This window comes from Campylobacter rectus (genome assembly GCF_004803795.1).
GTDB lineage: Bacteria > Campylobacterota > Campylobacteria > Campylobacterales > Campylobacteraceae > Campylobacter_A > Campylobacter_A rectus.
The window spans coordinates 908,122-928,924 of the sequence record NZ_CP012543.1; the positions used below are offsets into that span (position 1 = coordinate 908,122).

Genomic DNA, 20,803 nt, shown 5'->3' on the forward strand with positions numbered 1-20,803 from the left:
TAACGCCGCTTTCGCTTGGGGGCGGTAAAATTCGTTAATTTAAATTTGAGATTTTTAATAGACCGGCTAAAATTTCATTTTACGACTCGAGCGGCGAAATTTAACGTCCCAAATTTTTAAATAAATTTACGCTTTACGGCGGGGCGTTTTTGATATTATCGTCGTATTTGACCCGCTGCGGCGGCCGCGGCGGAAAATATTTTGCCGGATTCGTCATCAAAACGAGGGCTTGCATCAGTTTTTTGCCGAGCGGGAACGACCGCGCGCTTTGACTTCATCTTGAGGCAAGGGGTGCGCATTGGTTTATTTACGGCGATTTTGTAAATTTTACGGTTGATACGGATAAATTTTAAGTTAAATTTGAAAGGCTTAATCCGCTTTTTGCAGTATCGCCGCGGCGATCGCAAAGCCGCCGTCGTGGCTGATGGTGATTTGCGCGTCTTTTAGGTTAAAATTTTTGATGATTTTTTCTGAAAATTTTACTTTTGGCGCATTTTTGTCGTCTTTGTAAATTTGAGCGTCAAAGAACGAAAACTCCGCCGAGATCCCGCAGCCAAGAGCCTTGCTGATAGCCTCCTTAGCCGCGAAAAATCCCGCGATCGTAGCGTCCGTTTTTGCGATCTTTATCTCGTCATCGCTCAAAAAATATCTCAAAAACTCCTCGCCTCGCCGCTGTTTGAGCTTTGAGATACGCGAGATCGCTACGATGTCTATGCCGATCATTGCACCACAAAGTCGGTAAAGTAAATGTTTTTTATATGGCCGTCGGCTAAAACCTCGTTTAGACGATCGACTATCTCGTCTTTTAGGCGATTTTTGCCTTTTTGAGTGCTGACTTCTTCATATGTTTTAGACGAGAGCGTCGATACGATGATATCCCTGACAAGCGGCTTTTTCTTGTCTATTTCGGACGTGAGCGACTCGGCGCTAAGCTCTAAATCGACCTTTGTTTTTAGGTATCTCGAGCCGCTATCGCTAAGTAAATTTACTATAAACTGATCTAGCGGATAAATCGGCCCCATATTGATGTAGTCGCTCGAGCGCTTGCCCATCGTGTTTTTGGACATCGGAGTTTGGACTTGTTCGGTTTGCGAATGCATCGCTTGAGCCTGCATAGCATCGTCATTACCGCTCATTAGCAAAAACGCAAGCAACCCCCCGACCACCAAAAGCAATATCAAAATAACGATAATTATGATTAGAACTAAGCTGCCGCCTTTTTTACCTTGTGCCTCTTCAGCCATCTGCTCTCCTTAAAATTTTAGATATAATTATATCTTAAATTTTTGAAAAACGAGAAAGCAATGATACATAAAACTAACGCAGCGAGGTTTCTGGACGGCAAAAATACCCCTTACGAACTGGTAGAATACGAAGCGGATGAGAGCGATCTCGGCGCCGTTCACGTGGCTGCCGTTTGCGGCGAAGAGATAGAAAAGATATATAAAACCATCGTCTGCGAATGTGAGCCCAAAGGCTATATCGTAGTGTGCATACAGGGCGATCTGAGCTTAAATTTAAAGGCTTTGGCCAGACTTAGCGGACACGAAAAATGCGAGCTTTTAAACTTAAAAAAACTTGAAAAAGTGACAGGCTACATCAGAGGCGGTTGCTCGCCGATAGCTATGAAAAAAGCCTACGAGACCTTTTTTGACGAGAGAATTTTGAAGCAGGAGTATGTCTATGTGAGCGCGGGCGTGCGCGGAAAACAGATCAAGATAGCGCCCCGAAGTCTGATAGAGGTTACCCAAGCAAAGCTCGGCGACGTCGCCGTTTAGCGAAATTTAACCCAAAAATGTTAAAATACGCCGTCTTAAAATAAAATAAATTTAAAAAGGTAAAATTTGTGATAGATGAAATTTTTAGAGAATACGATATACGCGGGGTTTTTGAGCGCGATCTAAACGAAGCTAGCGTCAAGGCGATCGGGCTAAATTTAGGGCGCGAGATGCTGCGCAGAGGCGCTAAAAACGTTAGCGTCGGCTTTGATGCGAGACTAAGCGCGGGAGAGATTTTCAACCGGCTGGTTAGCGGGCTAAATTTATCCGGGATCAAAGTCTATGATATCGGCTTGCTGCCGACGCCGATCGGGTATTTTAGCGTGTTTGCGGATAAATTTGACGCAAATATAATGATAACGGGCTCTCATAATCCAAAAGAATACAACGGCTTTAAAATCACGATTTTTAAGGATAGCTACTTCGGCGAGGATTTGCAAAAGCTAAAAACCGCCGTACTGGATGATATCGCGGCAAAAACGCAAATCCCCGATGATTTTAGGGCCGAAAAATTCGACGTCGCGACGCCTTATAAAAATTTCCTCATAGAGCAGTTTGCGCATTTAAAAGCCTTACCGCTTAAAATCGTCATCGACTGCGCAAACGGAGCGGTCGGCGCGGTGCTACCTGAAATTTGCGAGGCGTTAAAATTAAACGCTCAAATTTTATATCCCCGACCCGACGGCAACTTCCCAAACCATCACCCCGACCCTAGCGAGGAGAAAAATTTAAGCGATTTAAAAGCCGCGCTAAAGGGCGAATTCGACATTGGATTTGGTTTTGACGGCGACGGAGATCGCATCGCGGTGCTCACCAAAAAACGCAATATCAAAGGCGACGAGCTAGCCTACCTATATAGCCTCGCGATGAAAAATCCGCGCGTGCTGGGCGAGGTCAAATGCTCGCAAAATATGTATGACGAGATCGACGCTCACGGCGGCAAAAGCTTTATGGGCAAGACCGGCCACAGCAATATCAAAAAGGCGATGAAGGAGCTAAATATCGATATGGCGGCCGAGGTGAGCGGGCATATTTTCTTTAAGGAGCGGTATTTCGGCTTTGACGATGCGATCTACGCGATGTTTCGCGCGCTAGAGCTGGTTGCAAAGGGCTTTAGCCTAGATGGCGAGCTGGGTAAGCTGCCAAAGGTCTTTAGCACCGATGAAATCAAGGTAAAAACGACCGATACGCAAAAATTTAAGCTGGTGGCAAAGCTAAAAGAGGTTTTGGTTGAAATTTACGAAAAAGGCGACGCGCAAAATTTGCTAGCAGGCCTGGGTAAGATAGCCCAGATCATCGACATAGACGGCGTTAGAGTGAAGTTTGAGGACGGCAGCTGGGCGCTAGTGCGAGCCTCAAACACGACGCCCGTTATCGTCACGAGATTTGAAACCAAGGATCAAAATTTGCTTGCAAGACTCCAAGAAACCTTTTTAAATTTGGTCGAAAATTTAAAGCAAAAGGCGTAAAAATGACAAATGTTATACTCTGCGGAGGTTCGGGCACTAGGCTTTGGCCGCTATCTCGCACGCTGATGCCAAAACAGTTTATCAGGCTTTTTAACGCCAAATCGCTCTTTGATCTCACGCTTAGACGCAACGTCCATGCGCAAAAAACGATCATCGTTTGCAACGAGGCGCACTATTTTTTGGCGCTTGACGAGTGCGGAGGCAAAAAAATAGATAAATTTATCCTCGAGCCTTTCGGCAAAAACACCGCCGCAGCGATCACTTTTGCCGCGCTTTGCTGCGACGAGGACGAGATTTTGCTCATCACTCCGAGCGATCATTTGATCGAGGACGAGGCTGAATACAAAAAGGCTCTTTTGATCGCGCAAAGCTATGCAAATCAGGATTTTTTGGTGACGTTTGGCATAAAGCCCAGCGAGCCAAATACCGGCTACGGCTACATCAAGGCCGATAAAAACGGCGATGTGGAGCGATTTATAGAAAAGCCCAACCTCGAAACGGCGGTTAAATTTATAAAAGAGGGCGAGTATTATTTTAACAGCGGGATGTTTTGCTTTAAGGCGGGCGTGTTTTTAAACGAGATGAAAAAATATGCACCAAGCATCGTAAAAGACGTGACAGCGGCGATAGAGGGCTCGGTAAATGAGCTCAATCTGCTAAAAATAAGTCCGAATTTTATGGATAAGATCGAGGACATCAGCATCGACTACGCGCTGATGCAAAAAAGCCTAAATATCAAAATGGTACCGCTGGATGCCGGTTGGAGCGATATGGGCAGCTTTGACGAGCTTAGTAAAAAGATGAAAAGCGACGGCGAACCGCTGCAAATAGACGCTAGTGAAAATTTCGTCATCGCAAAAAAGCCGACCGCGCTCGTGGATGTGCAAAATTTGCTCGTCGTCGATACCGAAGATGCGCTTTTGATCGCTAAAAAAGGCAGCTCGCAAAAAGTGAAAGAGGTTTATAAACATTTTTCAAACTCTTTGCCCGAAATTTGCGAGGCGCACACGAGCGTATATCGTCCGTGGGGCAGCTACGAGGTGTTGGGCGAGGGCAACGGCTATAAGATGAAAAAGATAATAGTAAAACCCGGCAAGAGGCTGAGCCTGCAAAAGCATTTCAAACGAAACGAGCATTGGATAGTCGTCGAGGGCGAAGCGCTGGTAACGATAGATAGCGATAAAACGCCGCTAAAGCAAAATGAGTCCATTTATATAAAAAAAGAGCAAACTCACCGTCTCGAAAATACTGCAAATACCGATCTCATCGTCATCGAAGTGCAAACCGGCGAATATCTGGGCGAGGATGATATCGTGCGCATCAGTGACGATTATGATAGAAAATAACAGGCGTCGCGGATGAAAAAAGCCCTGGTTTGCGATTGGCTGGAAACCTATGCCGGAGCCGAGCGCTGCGTGCAGAGCTTTACGGATATTTGGGATGATTTTGAGATTTTTAGCCTCGTAGATCACCTTAAATTTGACGATAGGCAAAAGATTTTAAAGGGCAAATTCGCTCACGTTAGCTTTATACAAAATTTACCTTTCGCTAAGAGCAAATTTAGAAGCTATCTGCCGCTTTTTCCGCTGGCGATCGAGCGGTTTGATCTGAGCGAATTCGACCTTGTGCTATCTAGCTCGCATGCCGTGGCAAAGGGCGCGCTGACGCACTCGCGCCAACTTCACGTAAGCTACGTCCACACGCCGATGCGCTACGCTTGGGATATGTATTTTGACTATCTGCGTCAAAGCGGACTAGAGCGCGGGCTAAAATCGATGCTCGTTAGATATTTTTTGCATAAAATTCGCCTTTGGGACGTCGCCGCGGCAAACAGAGCCGACGTTTACGTCGCAAACTCAAATTTTATCGCGCGCCGCATACGTAAAATTTACGGCAAGGACGCAGCCGTGATCTACCCGCCCGTCGATACCGCGAATTTTAAATTTAATGAAAACAAAGAGGATTTTTACGTTACGGTCTCAAGGATGGTGCCTTATAAAAAGATCGACTTAATCGTGCGCGCCTTTAACGAAAACGGCAAAAAGCTAGTCGTGGTAGGGGACGGCGAGCAGATGAGGGAAATCAAAAATATCGCAAAAAGCAACGTCGAAATTTTGGGTTTTCAGGGCGCGCGCGAAACCGCGGAGCTGATGGGCAAGGCAAAAGCCTTCGTCTTTGCGGCCGTGGAGGACTTTGGCATCGCGCCGGTGGAGGCTCAGGCCTGTGGGACGCCCGTCGTCTGCCTAGGCGAGGGCGGAGCGAAAGAGAGCGTGATAGAGGGCGTTACGGGCGTTTATTTTAGCGAGCAAAACGAAGCTAGCCTAAACGAAGCGGTGACGAAATTTGAAAAAACGAGCGATAAATTCGATCCGCAAGCGATCAGGCAAAACGCGCTAAAATTTTCAAAAGAGCGCTTCGAGCGAGAGATAAAGCGGCTCGTAGAGGATAGCTACGAGAAATTTTTAGGAGGCGAGCTGTGAATCTGCGCTCTAAAATTTTGCTAAAAGCCGTGACCGACTACGCTATCGTCATTGCGGCCGCTCCTTTTTGGCTCGCGGTCGTAATGGTCGTGGCGGCCGTCATAAAGATAAACGAGCCCGGTGAGAGCGTATTTTTCAAACAAAAGCGCATAGGGCGATTCGGCAGGCCGTTTAACTGCTATAAATTTAGATCGATGCATAAAAATTGGCGTAAAATTTTAGACGACTATCTCGAGCGAAATCCCGCAGAAGTCCGACATTTCGCCAAATTTCACAAATACGAATTCGATCCGCGCATAACAAAAGTCGGCGGCTTTATCAGACGCACCTCGCTTGACGAATTGCCTCAGCTTTTTAACGTCCTTAGGCTCGAGATGAGCCTAGTCGGGCCGCGCCCGTATATGTTTTACGAAAAAAGACAAATCGGCAAAAATTTGGGCAAGATAACGAGAGTGCGACCGGGGCTTACCGGGCTTTGGCAGGTGAGCGGCAGAAATGAAATTTCATTTGACGACCGTGTTCAAATCGACTGCAAATACGTAGAAAATTTATCCGTTTGGGGCGATATCAAGATACTTTTTAAAACGATCGGCATCGTTTTAAATGGATAGTTTGTATAAAATTTAATCAAATTTGGGTAGAATATAGATAAAAATTTTAGGTTAATTATTGATAAGAAATGAAATAATAAATATTTATCAACTCGTAAAATTTGATCTAAAAAGCAGATACGCGAAAACGGGACTCGGTCAAATTTGGTATATCGTTTCGCCCGTTGTGATGCTTTTTATATACACCGTTATATTCTCCGATTTTATGAGCGCTAGGCTTGGTATCAGCGATCAGGCTTACTCTTACAGCATATACTTGATACCGGGGCTTTTTGCGTTTTCGGCTTTTAGTAGTGCGTTGGCTATAATGATAGAAACGCCCTTTGCAAAAGCCGGCATACTAAAAAAAGTAAGCACCCCGCTTTATGCGTTCGAGCTTAGCCCGCTCATCATCCAGTATATAATATTTGCGTTTTCTATGTTTATCGGCATTCTGTTTTTAGCTGCGGTCAAGGGGCTTAGCTTAAATTTGCTATTTCTCATTCCGCTTATGGCGCTTCAGTTTGTTTTTACCTTCGGGCTAGGGCTTTTATTTTCCGTGTTTTCGGTATTTTTTAGAGATATCAAAGAGGTCGTTCCGATAGTTTTACAGCTACTTTTTTGGGCCACGCCGATAGTCTATCCAGCCGAGATTATGGAAAAAAAGGCGCCTATTTTGCTTGATATAAATCCGCTTTATTATTTTATAAAACCGTATCAAAATATATTTTTATTTGACGAGTTTAAAATTTCGGATTTTATCGCTCCGTTTTTTGCGGCATCGGTTGCTTTTTTGCTGGGATTTTACTTTTATAAAAAGCTTATAAGCGCCGTTAAGGACGTCTTGTGAGCGTAGTTTTAAGCGTAAAAAATATAAGCAAGGAATTTAAAGTTTATGAACGTGAAAGCGACCGCTTAAAAGAGATATTTTTCGGTAAAAAATCTCACAAAAGCTTTTTTGCGAACCGCGACATCGGCTTTGATCTAAGAAGCGGCGAGAGCCTGGGCATCATCGGGCTTAACGGCGCAGGCAAATCTACGCTTTTAAAGATAATCAGCGGCGTTTTGACGCCAAGCTCGGGCACGGTCGAGAAAACGGGCAAAATCGCCGCGATTTTGGAGCTTGGAGCAGGCTTTAACTACGATCTAAACGGCATAGAAAATATCTATTTTAACGGCTATTTGCTCGGTATGGATAGAGCCTATATCGATGCGAATTTGCAAAACATCATCGAATTTAGCGAGCTAAAAGATTTTATAAATTTGCCCATAAGCACATACTCCTCCGGTATGGTCGTGCGGCTTGCTTTTTCCATCGCTATTTTTTCGGACGCGTCCATATTTATCATCGACGAGGCGCTGTCCGTGGGCGACGCGCACTTCTCGCAAAAATGCGTCAAAAAGCTAAAAGAGATAAAGCAGCTGGGCAAAAGCGTGATCTTCGTCTCGCACGATCTAAACGCGCTTAAATTGCTTTGCGACCGTATAATACTTTTAAAAACGGGCAGGATAGTCCAGGACGGCAATCCTTCCGACGTGCTCGATACTTATAACTATCTGATTTCCGAGATATCAAAAGAGGACGAAGAGATCAAGATTTCTGAAAATAACTACGGCACGAAAGAGGTTGAAATTTTAGAAATTTCGATGCAAAAGGATAGCGTGCAAACCGCGACCGTAAGCTGCGGCGACGAGGTAAAATTTAGCGTCAAGCTTCTGTCTGATTTAGATAGCGATAACGCATCGATCGGGATTTTGATAAAAGATAAATTCGGACAGGACGTCTACGGCACGAATACTGGTTTGCTAGGCGCGAAATACGCGTTTAAAAAGGGCGAAATTTACAATGTCGATTTTAAAGTGCGTCTAAATATCGGCGTGGGATTATACACCTTGACCGTCGCCGTTCATCCTGACGAAACGCACATAAACGAGTGCTATCACTGGATAGATAACGCTTTAAATTTCGAGGTTATAAGCGGGGAGAAAAAGGAATTTGTCGGGCTTTGCAGGCTTGAACCGATAGTGGAGATAAAAAATGAACGATGATTTTTACGTGGCGTTTGAGGAAAAATTTAGAGGTAGCGAAGAGCTCATAAAAGAGAGGCAGAAAAAATATCTAAAATTTATTAATCCTCTAAAAATTTTAAAAGACGAAGTAAAAGCCCTGGATATCGGCTGCGGACGCGGCGAATGGATAAGCTTGCTAAACGAAAACGGCTTTAACGCTCGCGGCATCGACGTAAACGAAAGTATGGTCAGGTTAGCCTCGCAAAAGGGGCTAAACGCAGCGGTAAACGACGCTTTGGGCGAACTAAGAAGCTTAGACGAAAACAGCATTGATATCATAACCGCTTTTCAAGTCGTGGAGCATATCAAATTTGACGACGTGCTAGAGCTCATCAAGGAAGCCAAAAGGGTTTTGGCTCCATGCGGTATCTTGATCCTCGAGACGCCAAATCCAGAAAATATAATGGTCGGCACGCAGTGGTTTTATCTCGACGCTACGCATAAAAATCCTATCCCTTGCGAACTTTTGTCGTTTGCTACGCATTATTACGGGCTGGAGCGAAATTTTATCTTTAAAACCAACGAAAAATCGCCGTCCGAATACGAGCGCGATATGGGGCTCTTTGACGTATTTGAGGGGGTGAGCCCCGACTACTCCGTAATAGCGCAAAAAAATGGGGATCAAAGCGAGCTGTTTGACGAGGCTTTTGCGGTGATGCCGGGAGTAAATTTGGCTCAAATTTCGGCAAGTTACAATAATAAATTTGATAAATTAAAACAGCAAATAGACGGCGTCTTAAATGCCTATATAAAGCGCTATGAGGCGGCTCAAAACGAGCTAAACGATATGCTAAACAGTAAATCGTGGCGCATAACAAAGCCGCTTCGAGTTTCTATGAAAATAGCTAAAAAAATAGTCGGCAGGCTAAAAAGATACGCCCGCAAATCAAAAATTTTAATGAGTAAAGAGATGATAATAAACGAACAAGCAAAGACGCTCACGAAAAAAGAGCTGCAAATTTATAATCTTTTAAAAAAGGACTGAGATGGGTTGCGTTTTAGTCGATTTGGGCTTTTTGAGCGACATAGATACTGCTAAATTTGAAGGTTTTAACGAGCGCGAGATAGAGTTTTTGATAAACGCGAACAAAGACGTAAATACGCTAAATTTGAGAAAAAAACTCGGCAAATTTAAATGCTATATTTTTGAGCCGACCCTTTATATCGGCGATCAAAACGAGATAAAAAAGCTAAAGCGGTATTTTTTGAAAAATACCAATTCCGATTTTATCGTTTCTTATGGCGAATTTGAAAAATTTAAAATCCCCGAAAGCGAGCCCGAAAAGATAAGCGATAAAAAGCCGAACTTGGCCTTTTTTTCACCGCTACCGAACGAAAAAACCGGCGTTAGCTTGTATTCAAAAGAGCTCTTAGATGAGCTTGGCGCGTATTACGAGATAACCGTTTTTGTCGAAAACGCGGCAAATGTAGATGCCGAATTAAAGCAAATTTACGATATAAAAGAGGCGAAGGCTTTTTTGGAGGATCCGCATAAATTTGAGCGCATAATATATCAAATGGGCGGTTCGCACTATCATCTTTATATGTATGAGATTTTGAAAAAATTCGAAGGCGTCGTCGTTTTTCACGATTTTTATATGTCGCAGCTTATTTACACGCAGGACGCTTATTATCACTCCATATTTTACGACGAGCTTTACTATTCGCACGGATACGAAGCGCTTAGCTTTTTTAAAGAAAACGGACTTGAAAAAACGGTGCTAAAATATCCCGCAAACAAAGCCCTGATAGACGCGTCGCTGGGCGTTATCGCTCATTCAAACGAGCCTCAAAGGATATTTGACGAGCTTTGCGGAGGCGAAAACGGTATATTTGAAGTCATCCCGCTACTTAGAAAACCGGCTCAAATTTTGCCTAAAAACGAATGCAAAAATAGGCTAAATTTACCCGCAGATAAGCTTGTTATTTGCACGTTTGGCTACGTTGGCTCCACCAAGCTTACGCTTGATATCGTAAGGGCGTTTAAGCAGACCTTGGCAAATGCCAAAAACGAGGCGATTTTGGTCATAGTCGGCGACAGCACGAGTATGGAGTATATCTCGCTCATAAAGCGCTACATAAAAGAGCACGATCTGCAAGAGCGCGTAAAAATCACGGGTTGGACAAACGATGATAGCTACAAAGAGTATCTAAACGCTTGCGATATAGCCGTGCAGTTAAGGGCGGACTCCAGAGGCGAGACGTCGGCTGCGGTTTTGGACTGTTTTAACTACGCTTTGCCCGTTATCGTAAATAAGCACGGCTCTATGAGGGATTTGTCGCAAGATTGCGTGCGCTTTGTCGAGGATAAATTTAGCTCGCAAGAGCTCTCAACCGCTATAGACGAGCTTTGCGGCGATATGTTTTTAAGAGAAAAAATAGCCAAAAACGCTAAAGATCATCTGGATAAATTTCACAATCCTAAATTTTGCGCCGAGAAATATTTTAAATTTATAGAAAAAATTTACGCCAAAAAGCCGCTACTAAGAGAAATTTTGCCCGATTTTAAAGAATCCAAAAGCGATATCATCTCTCTTTCAAAATCCATAGCTTCGCTAAAACCGCCGCTTCTTAAAAAAAATAAAATTTTCGTCGATATAACCGAAATTTACGTAAAGGACATAAAAACAGGCATCCAGCGCGTAGTTAGAGCTCAACTTTTGCAGCTTTTGCAAATGCGAAATTTAGCCTACCAAATAGAGCCGATATATTACGACGATCTGCGCTCTACGTATTTTTGCGCTAAAGATTTTATGAGGGATCTATACGGACTAAAAGAGTGGAACGCCGTAAATGAAGCGACCGATATGAGCGAAGGGGATATATTTTACGGACTTGATTATATGCCTATCGGCGCGGTAAATGCATACAAAAACGGCGTTTATCAAAGGCTTCGCGCGAAGGGCGTCAAGCTGTTTTTTGTTATTTACGATCTTATCCCGATTTTGTATCCGCAGTTTGTGCCCTCCGTCTCTCCGGGCAATCACGATCGCTGGGCGAAAGCCGTTATAAGCGTAGCGGACGGTCTTGCATGCATATCGGATGCCGTCGTGGATGATGTAAAAGAGTATATCGCTAAAAATGATCTGCTAATTCCGCCAATCATAAAAAGTATGAAGCTTGGCTGCGATATAAAAGCAACCGCGCCAAGCTACGGGCTCGATAAAGCCTCGCTTGAAATTTTAGATAAAATTCGCTCCAAACCGACCTTTATAATGGTCGGAACGCTTGAGCCCAGAAAGGGTCACGATGCGGCTATAATGGCGTTCGAGACGCTATGGCGAAAGGGGCTTGATATAAATTTGGTCATCGCGGGCAAGATCGGCTGGATGGTCGATGAGCTTTACGAAAAGATAAAAAAACACGAGGAAAACGGCAAAAGGCTTATTTATCTAAATTTCGTCAGCGACGAGCTTTTGGATGAAATTTATAAAAACTCGAGCTGCCTTATCGCCGCAAGTAGAGCCGAGGGATTTGGCCTGCCGCTCGTTGAAGCCGCTATCCACAAGATCCCGATAATAGCACGCGAGCTTAACGTGTTTAAAGAGGTTTCAAACGGCTCGGCGACGTTTTTTAAGGATGACGATGATCTAGCGGGCGTTATAGAGAGGTGGCTCGGGGATTTTAAAGAGGACAAACACATCAAATCACACCTGATAGAGCTTGTGTCGTGGCGACAAAGCACCGAGCAGGCTTATCAAATTTTAACAGGAGAATTATAATGAAAAAAGCGTTAATCACGGGCATTACAGGGCAAGACGGAGCCTATTTGGCGAAGTATCTGCTGGAGCTGGGCTATAAAGTTTACGGCACGTGCAGGCGAACGGCGAGCCTAAATTTGTGGCGTTTAAACGAGCTTGAAGTCGCGCAAAACGAAAATTTGCAAATTTTAGAGATGGATCTAACCGATCCTTTTAACATCCTAAGCGTCGTCTCCGAGGTTAGACCGGACGAAATCTATAACCTTGCCGCGCAAAGCTTTGTCGGAGTTAGCTTCAAAGAGCCTTTTCACACGGCAAACGCTACCGGCATAGGCGTGCTAAATTTACTCGAAGCCGTGCGCATCGTGGATAAAAATATCAAATTTTATCAAGCCAGCACCTCGGAGATGTTCGGCAAGGTGCAAGCTATCCCGCAGAGCGAGGATACGCCGTTTTATCCGCGCTCGCCTTATGGCGTAGCTAAGCTTTACGGGCATTTTATCACGGTAAATTACCGCGAGAGTTACGAAATTTTCGGCTCGAGCGGCATACTGTTTAACCACGAAAGTCCTTTGCGAGGCCTTGAGTTCGTTACGAGAAAAATCACAAACACCGCCGCAAAGATCGCGCTGAAAAAAGCCGAGGTTTTAAAGCTGGGAAATATGGACGCCAAGCGCGACTGGGGCTACGCCTACGAATACGTCCAAGGTATGCACGCGATCTTGCAGCACGATAGGCCCGATACCTTCGTGCTAGCTACGGGCGAAACGACGACGGTTCGCGACTTTGTGAGACTTAGCTTCGAGGCGCTTGATATCGAGCTGAAATTTGAAGGCGAGGGCCAAAATGAGGTCGCGCGCGATAAAAACGGCAAAATTTTAGTCCGCGTCGATCCGCAGTTTTATCGTCCCGCCGAGGTCGATCTGCTCATCGGTGATGCAAGTAAGGCTAAAAAAGAGCTTGGCTGGCAGGCGAAAACGGGCGTCAAAGAGCTTTGCGCTATGATGGTTAAGGCCGATCTTAAAAAAATAGAGCGCGGCTTTGAGTTCTAAGGTTTTCGTAACGGGCGCGGAAGGCTTTAGCGGTAGGTATTTGTGCGCGCATCTAAAAAATTTAGGCTACGAAGTCTTTGAGGCTACGACGCAAAACTGCGATATCTGCGATATAAAAAGCGTAAAAGACGCCTTCAAATTTGATCCTGATTTCGTGATCCATCTGGCCGGTATTTCTTTTGCGCCAAGCGATGCTGAGCTTATTTTTAAGGTAAATTTTGCAGGCAGCAAAAACCTGCTCGATGCGCTTAGCGAGCAAAGAAAAAAGCCAAAAAGAGTGATTTTGGCAAGCTCGGCTTCGGTTTACGGTGCGCAAGAAGCAGGAGCCTTGTCCGAAAATTTGACGCCGCATCCACTATCTGCATATGCTAAAAGTAAATTGCAAATGGAAAATTTAGCAAAGGACTACGACCTTGATATCTTGATAACGCGCCCATTTAACTACACGGGAGCGGGGCAGGGTGTAAATTTTTTGATTCCTAAAATCGTATCGCATTTTAAGCGAAACGCTAGGGTCATAGAGCTTGGAAATTTAACCCCGAAGCGCGAATACAACAATGTTTTGGACGTGGTTAAAATTTACGAAAAGCTTTTAAATTTAAAAACCGGCGAAAGGATTTTTAATATCGGCTCGGGTAAAGGGCACGGCATAGGCGAAATTTTAGATTTTATGAGAGAAATTTCGGGGCGCGATATAAAAGTCGAGCAAAATCCCGCGTTTATGCGAGCGGACGAGCCCGAGGAAATAACGGCCGATACCGCGAGGCTTGAAGCAAACGGGCTAAATTTGTGCAAAACGCACATCAAACAAACGCTAAAATGGATGTATGAAAACGAGTAAAATTAAAAACTGCGCGCCAAAAAAAGAGGGCAGAGCTAAAATTTTAATCGACGCAAAGCCGCTCATTTCGCAGCTCACGGGCATCGGCAGATACGCTTACGAGATCGTAAAAAGGCTGGATAAGGATAAATTTGATCCATTTTATGACTACGGATTTGTTTCAAAGGAGCTGATTTTTAAGGGCTACGAGCAAAAAACTTCCCCTCTTGGCGCGTTTAAGAAAGTTTTATTAAAAAGCGTAAAGCGTTTTTTATCGACATTGCCCTTAGGCGTGAAGACGCGTTTTAGACTATTTTTAAAAAAGCTAAACGAGCGAAATTTTAAAGGGATGAAATTCGACCTTTATTTTCAGCCCAATTTCATCCCGCTTGATATCGAGGCGAGGTGCGTCGTGGTCTGCGTGCATGATTTTACTTTTATCAAATTTAGCGAATTTCATCCGAAAGATCGCATAGAGTTTTTTGAAAAAACCTTTATGCAAAATATTAAAAAAGCCACGCATATCGTCACGGGCTCAAATTTTACCAAAAACGAGATCGTGGAAATTCTAGGCTTTGACGAGAGTAAGATCAGCGTGATATACCACGGCTACGACGATAAAGTTTTTTATCCCAAGGACGACGCGCAAAAAGCGGCCGTAAAGGCTAAACTAAATTTGACGAAAGAATTTATACTTTTTGCGGGTTCTATCGAGCCTAGGAAAAATCTCGCTACGCTTATCAAGGCTTATAATCTGCTGCCAAGCGATTTGCAGGATAAATTCGACCTGGTTATCGTCGGCGCGAAAGGCTGGGAAAACTCGCAAATCCACGAGCTCATAAATCAAAACGAAAATATCAAATTTGCGGGTTTTGTCACGGACGAGGAGCTGGCGGCTCTTTATAGTTCGGCTAGCGTTTTTTCGTATCCGTCCGTTTATGAGGGCTTTGGCATCCCGCCGCTTGAGGCGATGGCCTGCGGATGCGCGGTAGTGCTATCAGATATCGAAGTTTTTAGAGAAATTTACGGCGAAGATGCTGTTTATTTTGATGCTTTAAACGAAGCGAGCCTAAAAGAAAAGCTTCAAATTTTACTTACCGATAAAAAGATGCGGGAAAATTTTGCGAGACTGGGACTTCGCCGCTGCAAAGATTTTTCTTGGGCGAAGTCCGCAAAAGCTCATAACGAGCTATTTTTAAAGCTGATTAGTTAAACGCGCTCTCAAGCTTGTTCATACTTTGCGTGTTTATGTCGTTTATCAGGCTCTCAAGCTCAAGATAGGCCAAAACCACGTTTCTGGCCGAAGCTATGAGCTCGTTTCTTATCTTGTGCACCCTGGCTCTGGCGTCAAGCAGATCGACCAGGTTTTTGAGCCCCTCTTCGTATCCTCGCTCTATCGAGCGCTCATAGACGTTTGCGTGCTCGAGCGATCTTACGTTTATGTCGTATTCTTGGATGTAGTTTTGAAAGTCGATGGCTGCTTGTCGTTGAGCGATATCGACGTTTTTTCTGACTTCGTTTTGTCTGGATATGCTAGCTTGTCTTAAAAACATACCTTCTTCTACCCGATAGCTCGTGTACCAGCTCGAAAATATCGGTATATTTAGGCGGATATTCGTCTCGACCCTGCGTTTTTTATCGCCGAAAGCCTTAGTGTCCTTGTAGCTGTTATTTGAGTAGCCTATTGAAAAATCAATGGTCGGCAGATGCTCGCTTTTGCGTTTAATGTGCTCTTTTTCGGCTATTTTCGTTAGTAGCGTGCTTTGCTTGTAGTCCAAATTTTGCTCTATATCGCTGTATTTTTTAAGATCGAGATTTTTGAAAAAATCAATATTTATATTCTCGAAATAATCCATCGTGTCGATATCTTGTCCGACTAATTTAAAAAGCGACATCTTGGCTATGTCTATATTTCTTTGGGCTTTGCTTACGCTTAGCATCGACTCGTCGTATCTTACCTTTGATTCGAGCATATCTATTTTATTTGTAAGCCCTAGCGAGAGCGAGCGCTCCATTTGCTCGAATTTAGCCTTATTTGCATCTTGATAGCTTAACGCCAGCTTTAAATTCGCATTCGCGTAAGCCAGCTCGAAATACGCCCTGGTTACTTTTTTAGCGAGGTCTTGCCTGCTGTGCTCGAGCTCGATTTGACCTCCTTGCATCCTTAGTTTCTCTTGTTGTCTTTGGTAGTATAAGGACGGCTGAAATATCGACTGCCTTACCGTAACGCCGTAGCTCGTGTAGCTTTCGTTCGAGTTTTTATTTTGTCTTTTGTATTTATCGCCGTGATAAGATATATCGCCGTTTATAGTAGGCAACAGTTGGGACAAGGTCTGATTATACCTTTGTTCTCCGGCCAAACTGTTATACATATAGTACTTATACTCTTCGTCGTTTCCTAGAGCCATATTATACGCTTCGGACAAGCTCGCGGACTGCGCGGATAAAAGTATCGGCGCAGCGAGTAAAGATAAAATTTTAATCTTCATTAAATGCCCTTTTAAACATATTCGTAAACGGATTTAGGATATAGCTTAGAACCGTTCTGTTTGACGTTTGCACCATTACCTCCGCAGGCATACCCGGAAGTAAGAAAAATTTGTTATTCTCAAGCTCTTTTACGCCTTTGTCGGTGAGCTTGACCTTTATCTCGTAAAATTGATGCCCGTTACCGTCCTGCAAGCTGTCGGCCGAGATATATACGACCTCTCCTTCTACGACATGGGCTTGCTGTAGCTCAAACGCGCTAAATCTAACGTCGGATAGCAGACCTATCGTGACCTTATCTATATCGGTCAAGTTCATCCTCGCCTCTACTATGTATTCCGTGCTGTCGGGCACGATATACATTATCGGATCGCCGGGCCTGATGACCCCTCCTACCGTATGAGCCGTCATACCCACGATCGTTCCGCTAACGGGAGCTCTCACCTCGGTTCTAGCGAGCTGATCGTTTAGGGCTATATATTTTGATCTGAGGGTGTTTATGGACTTCGTTACGCTTTCAAGCTGTTTTAGGACATCCTCTTTAAAAGCGCTCTCCCTTAAGATCATTTGAGATTTCGTTTCGGTTATTTGGACGTTTAGCCTGGCGATCTCCGCCGTATTAGAAGCTATCTCACCGTCGATGGCTATTTTTTCGCGCTTTAAGTCCCTTAGTCTTATCTTATCGCTTAGCTGCTCTTTATATAGTCTATCCCACTCTTTTGTCTCTTCGTCCAGCGACTCCACTCTTAGCTTCCTTGAAGATATTATGGCGTTTAGCCCGTCTATTTGCTTGTAGAGTTGAGATATGCGTTGATTTAGTATCTCTTTTTCATCGCTTAGTATTTTTCTTTGCTCGTTAAATATGCTTATTTGCGCTTCCGAAGCACGTTTAAAGCCTTTTAGTTTCTTTAGCTCGTCGCTAAATTTTATCTGCTCCTCATTATCTCTTTGCGCGATTAACCTAGCTTCCAAAACACTGTTTTGCAGGTAATCGGTTTGCGAAGCGTTAAGCTCGGCTTGGAGTTTGGAGTTTCTCATCTTTAAAAGTATGTCTCCTTCTTTTACCTTATAGCCGTCTTTTACGTAAATTTCATCCACGACGCCGCCTTCTAGGTGCTGCACGACCTTTTTATCGTTTATTACGCTTACTTTTCCGACCGCTACGGCGCCGCTCTTAAGCGGAGCGAAAGCCGCCCAGCCGCCGAAAACCCCGACCAATATAAAAATGGTTAGTAAGCCAAACCTTATCGTTCCTTTTTCGTCAGACAATATCATTCTTTTTCCTCTGTTATCTTTTGTTTAGCCTGCTGCTCTACCGCTTGGTTTTGATTTTTGGTAAGCTCGTGCAAGACGGCGTCTCTTAGTCCGAAATATATAAGTCTGCCGGCGGTTAGAACCGCTATCTTATCGACTATACCTAGTATATTTAGCTTATGCGTTATCAATATGATAGTCGCTTTGCCTTTCATATTCAGCAAGGCTTGATGCAGCGCCCTTTCTCCCGCTTCGTCGAGGCTGGCGTTCGGTTCGTCCAGTACTATTATCCTAGGCGATTTATAAAACGCTCTTGCTAAAGCTATCCTTTGCCTTTGTCCGCCGCTCAGGCTTGAGCCGCCTATGCCTATCCTGGTATCGTAGCCTTCGGGTAAATTTAATATCATTTCGTGCACGTTGGCTAGCTTTGCCGCTTTTATTATCTCCTCGGAGTCTAGTTCGCCAAATCTCGCTATATTTTCAGCCACCGTTCCTTCGAAAAGCTCAACGTCTTGCGGCAAGTATCCTATAAATTCTCCGAGATGATCGCTATCGTATTGATTTATATCCGCGCCGTCCACTCTTACTACACCCTTAAACAAAGGCCACACTCCGAGCACCGCTCTGGCAAACGAGCTCTTGCCTGCCGCGCTCGGCCCTATTATAGCGCACATATCTCCCGCGTTTAGGCTTAGCGTTACGTCCGCTAGCGACAAGGTTTTTGCGTTAGGCGGTAGCAATGATACGCCCTGACATTCTATATGTCCTACGGGATCGGGTAGCTTTATCCTATCGGTCTGAACCGGAAATTCGTCTAAAAATCTATCCAGCCTTTGGTAGCTCTCTTTCGCGCCTTTATAGTTTTTCCAGCTGGCTATCAAGATATCAAGCGGAGCCAGCGCTCTACCCATGATGATAGAGCCCGCGATCATCATTCCCGGAGTTAGCTCCATCTTTACGACCAAATACGCGCCAAGACCCAGCATCAAGGACTGAAACGTGACGCGCGCCGTTTTACTTATGTTCGCATAGATTCCCGCTTTTGAGCTTGCGTCCGAATGTGAATTTAAAAACTCGTCGTGTTTTTTCTCCCAAATTTTTCTCAAATTTGCATTCATTCCCATAGCTTGTATGACTTCGGAGTTTTTTAGATTGGCATCCACGAAGCGCATCTCTCTTCTATAACTATCGTTCGAGTTTTTAAGTCCCTCTTTCGTCGCGTTTTCATTTAAAAGCGCGAGAATAAAAAGACAGATCGCCGCAAATACGCTAAACCAGCCGTAATACGGGTGAAATAAAAACAGTATCGCGATATATATCGGCAGCCACGGAGCGTCTAAAAATGCAAAAACTCCGTTTCCGCTGAGGTATTGTTTGAGCGTATTTATGTCGCTCATCGCTTGCGAAGTCGTTCTTGACGGGTTTCCGGCAGCTAGTTTAAATATCGCGTCATAGACTCTGCCTGATAAATTTTGATCCATCTGGTTAGCGAATATTATAAGCACTCGCGATCTAAGTATTTCAAAAGCTCCCATCGTTACAAACAAAAACACCACTATCAAAGTAAGCATAGTAAGCGTATCGAGGCTTCTTGAGGTTACCACGCGGCCGTAAAGCTGGAGCATATATAAAGGCGGAGTGAGCATCAGTAAATTTACGAATGCGCTGAAGATGCCCGCATATACCAGACATTTTTTAGATTTTCTAAGTATGTTTTTTAGTTCGTTTTCTTTTTTAGTTATGCTCATTTTGAAAGTATCCTCGAAGCTAGAGTTTGGAAGTTGCCCAAACTGCTTAAATGTATGTTGATTAGATTCATATATCCGTTTCTAACAAACATCGCCAAAGTCTTATCGTCAAGTTCGTTTAACTTGCTCTTACTTACTATGGAAAAGCCTTTTATCAGCACATAGTTCTCCTCGCCCACTTTCAAATTTAGCTCCTTATCTACTAAAATTCCCGCCTTTTTTATCTCTTCCATCATCGCTTCGGTTTTTCTAAAGTCCGCGTCGTAGTTTTTTAGCGCCGATACTACTTTGTCCAGAAATTCGCTCTTGTTGCCCTCTTTATCAAAGAGTATCTCGCCTTCTTCGCCGCCTTTTCGGATATGATCCGAGTCCATATCGATACAAAGCACCCTTTTGCCGTTTGCGTTACCGAGTAAAAACGGATAGTTTTTTAGGCTCGCGGGCACATATCCGTCAAAATTTTCGTCTATCGTCGCATTGCCGTCTCGTCCTAGCACGACTACCATCATCGGCACTATATCGTTAGTAAAAACTATGCAGAAGTTTTCCGCGCACTTTTTCATCTCCGATATTGTGATCTTAGCTACCGGCGTATCAGGCAAAGCGCCGCCCACATATCTTAGGTCTCTGTGTTCATCCGAATGCAAGGCCGTTATGTTCATGTTTTTCCTTTTCTTTATATTATTTATATTATGTTTTTTATCTATACTGATGTTTTTGCTGGTCTTTACAAAGACTGTTCCTCCGTTTTGTTTTATAAATTTAGCCACATCGTCTTTTTCGTTATCTCCGACTACCGTCACTTCGTATCTCTCCGTCTTGCCGATGCATCCATCCTCTCTTTTTTTATTTCTTTCTCTTGAGAAGGAGCTGTTTAGCACTTGCATAAATTTAGCTATGTCTTCGCTTTGCAGATATAGCATCACGCTTGCTTTACCTATGAAGTAGCCGTAAATTTGCGCCCCGTATCTCTTAGCCGTGTCCGTAAGCTTGGTCTTATATATCTCTATTTCGCCCTCGTTTTTGCAAAAGTCGCCGTTTTGTCTTACTAAAACCGTTCCGCCGATTATCTCTCTTGCTTTTCTACCCACTGACTTCCTTTCGCTTGAAATAAATTTTTATCAAGCGCAATCTTATCACCTATAAACTTAAAATATATTTAAAAAGTGCCAAAGTAAAATAATTTTTTTTAAAATTTTCGCAAATTTTCGGTAAATTTCGCTCATTTTTAATAATGAATTAAACTTATTTCCTAGCTTTTATGTTATAATACTCTTTAAGTATTTGCAAAAGTACTATCGATAGTAGGTAGGACACAGAGCGGACCTTAGTAGGCTCATCTGCGGTTACCTTA

Annotated in this window: 18 protein-coding genes; 12 read left to right on the forward strand and 6 right to left on the reverse strand. The window is 43.9% G+C overall.

Going from position 1 to position 20,803, the window contains the following annotated elements; genetic code table 11:
* Positions 1-369: 369 nt before the first annotated feature.
* On the reverse strand, positions 370-723 hold the full coding sequence (gene acpS, locus CRECT_RS04330) for a holo-ACP synthase (RefSeq protein WP_002945112.1): 354 nt from the start codon (positions 721-723) through the stop codon (positions 370-372).
* A complete protein-coding gene (gene fliL, locus CRECT_RS04335; RefSeq protein ID WP_002945104.1) occupies positions 720-1,244 on the reverse strand; it encodes a flagellar basal body-associated protein FliL in 525 nt (174 codons plus the stop codon). The genes acpS and fliL overlap by 4 nt, the downstream gene beginning before the upstream one ends.
* A 60-nt stretch (positions 1,245-1,304) precedes the next feature.
* Between fliL and ybaK the strand changes: the two genes are divergently transcribed.
* The 12 genes from ybaK (at position 1,305) to CRECT_RS04395 (ending at position 15,173) form a co-directional block, all read left to right on the forward strand.
* The gene (ybaK, locus tag CRECT_RS04340; protein ID WP_002945129.1) at positions 1,305-1,778 is read left to right on the forward strand and encodes a Cys-tRNA(Pro) deacylase; all 474 of its coding nucleotides are present in this window, start codon (positions 1,305-1,307) and stop codon (positions 1,776-1,778) included.
* Between the two features lie 68 nt (positions 1,779-1,846).
* Positions 1,847-3,247, forward strand: a complete 1,401-nt coding sequence (locus CRECT_RS04345; RefSeq protein WP_002945113.1) for a phosphomannomutase/phosphoglucomutase — start codon at positions 1,847-1,849, stop codon at positions 3,245-3,247.
* Between the two features lie 2 nt (positions 3,248-3,249).
* Entirely contained in the window at positions 3,250-4,593 is a 1,344-nt protein-coding gene (locus CRECT_RS04350) for a mannose-1-phosphate guanylyltransferase/mannose-6-phosphate isomerase (RefSeq protein ID WP_002945161.1), read from the forward strand.
* A gap of 12 nt (positions 4,594-4,605) precedes the next feature.
* Positions 4,606-5,727 carry a glycosyltransferase family 4 protein gene (locus CRECT_RS04355; protein WP_002945116.1) on the forward strand — a complete coding sequence of 374 codons (1,122 nt, stop codon included), beginning with the start codon at positions 4,606-4,608 and terminating at the stop codon, positions 5,725-5,727.
* Complete coding sequence (locus CRECT_RS04360; protein ID WP_002945126.1) at positions 5,724-6,338, forward strand: sugar transferase; 615 nt, start codon at positions 5,724-5,726, stop codon at positions 6,336-6,338. Before CRECT_RS04355 ends, CRECT_RS04360 begins: the two co-directional genes overlap by 4 nt.
* 58 nt (positions 6,339-6,396) lie before the next feature.
* On the forward strand, positions 6,397-7,167 hold the full coding sequence (locus CRECT_RS04365; protein WP_002945109.1) for an ABC transporter permease: 771 nt from the start codon (positions 6,397-6,399) through the stop codon (positions 7,165-7,167).
* Entirely contained in the window at positions 7,164-8,366 is a 1,203-nt protein-coding gene (locus tag CRECT_RS04370; RefSeq protein ID WP_002945122.1) for an ABC transporter ATP-binding protein, read from the forward strand. The genes CRECT_RS04365 and CRECT_RS04370 overlap by 4 nt, the downstream gene beginning before the upstream one ends.
* The gene (locus tag CRECT_RS04375; RefSeq protein WP_002945118.1) at positions 8,356-9,372 is read left to right on the forward strand and encodes a class I SAM-dependent methyltransferase; all 1,017 of its coding nucleotides are present in this window, start codon (positions 8,356-8,358) and stop codon (positions 9,370-9,372) included. The genes CRECT_RS04370 and CRECT_RS04375 overlap by 11 nt, the downstream gene beginning before the upstream one ends.
* 1 nt (position 9,373) lies before the next feature.
* On the forward strand, positions 9,374-12,109 hold the full coding sequence (locus tag CRECT_RS04380; RefSeq protein ID WP_002945110.1) for a glycosyltransferase: 2,736 nt from the start codon (positions 9,374-9,376) through the stop codon (positions 12,107-12,109).
* A complete protein-coding gene (gene gmd / locus CRECT_RS04385) occupies positions 12,109-13,140 on the forward strand; it encodes a GDP-mannose 4,6-dehydratase (RefSeq protein WP_002945124.1) in 1,032 nt (343 codons plus the stop codon). Before CRECT_RS04380 ends, gmd begins: the two co-directional genes overlap by 1 nt.
* A complete protein-coding gene (locus tag CRECT_RS04390; protein ID WP_002945143.1) occupies positions 13,130-13,981 on the forward strand; it encodes an NAD-dependent epimerase/dehydratase family protein in 852 nt (283 codons plus the stop codon). Before gmd ends, CRECT_RS04390 begins: the two co-directional genes overlap by 11 nt.
* The gene (locus CRECT_RS04395) at positions 13,968-15,173 is read left to right on the forward strand and encodes a glycosyltransferase family 4 protein (RefSeq protein ID WP_002945114.1); all 1,206 of its coding nucleotides are present in this window, start codon (positions 13,968-13,970) and stop codon (positions 15,171-15,173) included. The genes CRECT_RS04390 and CRECT_RS04395 overlap by 14 nt, the downstream gene beginning before the upstream one ends.
* Here CRECT_RS04395 and CRECT_RS04400 read toward each other — a convergent pair.
* Genes CRECT_RS04400 through CRECT_RS04415 form a run of 4 tightly spaced genes read right to left on the reverse strand, consistent with a single transcriptional unit; the run spans position 15,166 to position 20,540 of the window.
* Positions 15,166-16,449 carry a TolC family protein gene (locus tag CRECT_RS04400; protein ID WP_002945155.1) on the reverse strand — a complete coding sequence of 428 codons (1,284 nt, stop codon included), beginning with the start codon at positions 16,447-16,449 and terminating at the stop codon, positions 15,166-15,168. The genes CRECT_RS04395 and CRECT_RS04400 overlap by 8 nt on opposite strands.
* Positions 16,439-17,722 (reverse strand): HlyD family type I secretion periplasmic adaptor subunit, encoded by a 1,284-nt coding sequence (locus CRECT_RS04405; RefSeq protein WP_002945132.1) that lies wholly within the window; start codon positions 17,720-17,722, stop codon positions 16,439-16,441. The genes CRECT_RS04400 and CRECT_RS04405 overlap by 11 nt, the downstream gene beginning before the upstream one ends.
* On the reverse strand, positions 17,719-19,449 hold the full coding sequence (locus CRECT_RS04410) for a type I secretion system permease/ATPase (RefSeq protein ID WP_002945128.1): 1,731 nt from the start codon (positions 19,447-19,449) through the stop codon (positions 17,719-17,721). The genes CRECT_RS04405 and CRECT_RS04410 overlap by 4 nt, the downstream gene beginning before the upstream one ends.
* Positions 19,446-20,540 (reverse strand): SapC family protein, encoded by a 1,095-nt coding sequence (locus tag CRECT_RS04415; RefSeq protein WP_002945115.1) that lies wholly within the window; start codon positions 20,538-20,540, stop codon positions 19,446-19,448. Before CRECT_RS04415 ends, CRECT_RS04410 begins: the two co-directional genes overlap by 4 nt.
* Positions 20,541-20,803: the final 263 nt, after the last annotated feature.

Bases quoted from the DNA above. Each gene is read 5' to 3' on its own strand.
- acpS (WP_002945112.1), bottom strand. From the start codon at position 723: ATGATCGGCATAGACATCGTAGCGATCTCGCGTATCTCAAAGCTCAAA.
- fliL (WP_002945104.1), bottom strand. From the start codon at position 1,244: ATGGCTGAAGAGGCACAAGGTAAAAAAGGCGGCAGCTTAGTTCTAATC.
- ybaK (WP_002945129.1), top strand. From the start codon at position 1,305: ATGATACATAAAACTAACGCAGCGAGGTTTCTGGACGGCAAAAATACC.
- CRECT_RS04350 (WP_002945161.1), top strand. From the start codon at position 3,250: ATGACAAATGTTATACTCTGCGGAGGTTCGGGCACTAGGCTTTGGCCG.
- CRECT_RS04355 (WP_002945116.1), top strand. From the start codon at position 4,606: ATGAAAAAAGCCCTGGTTTGCGATTGGCTGGAAACCTATGCCGGAGCC.
- CRECT_RS04375 (WP_002945118.1), top strand. From the start codon at position 8,356: ATGAACGATGATTTTTACGTGGCGTTTGAGGAAAAATTTAGAGGTAGC.
- CRECT_RS04380 (WP_002945110.1), top strand. From the start codon at position 9,374: ATGGGTTGCGTTTTAGTCGATTTGGGCTTTTTGAGCGACATAGATACT.
- gmd (WP_002945124.1), top strand. From the start codon at position 12,109: ATGAAAAAAGCGTTAATCACGGGCATTACAGGGCAAGACGGAGCCTAT.
- CRECT_RS04395 (WP_002945114.1), top strand. From the start codon at position 13,968: ATGAAAACGAGTAAAATTAAAAACTGCGCGCCAAAAAAAGAGGGCAGA.
- CRECT_RS04400 (WP_002945155.1), bottom strand. From the start codon at position 16,449: ATGAAGATTAAAATTTTATCTTTACTCGCTGCGCCGATACTTTTATCC.
- CRECT_RS04405 (WP_002945132.1), bottom strand. From the start codon at position 17,722: ATGATATTGTCTGACGAAAAAGGAACGATAAGGTTTGGCTTACTAACC.
- CRECT_RS04410 (WP_002945128.1), bottom strand. From the start codon at position 19,449: ATGAGCATAACTAAAAAAGAAAACGAACTAAAAAACATACTTAGAAAA.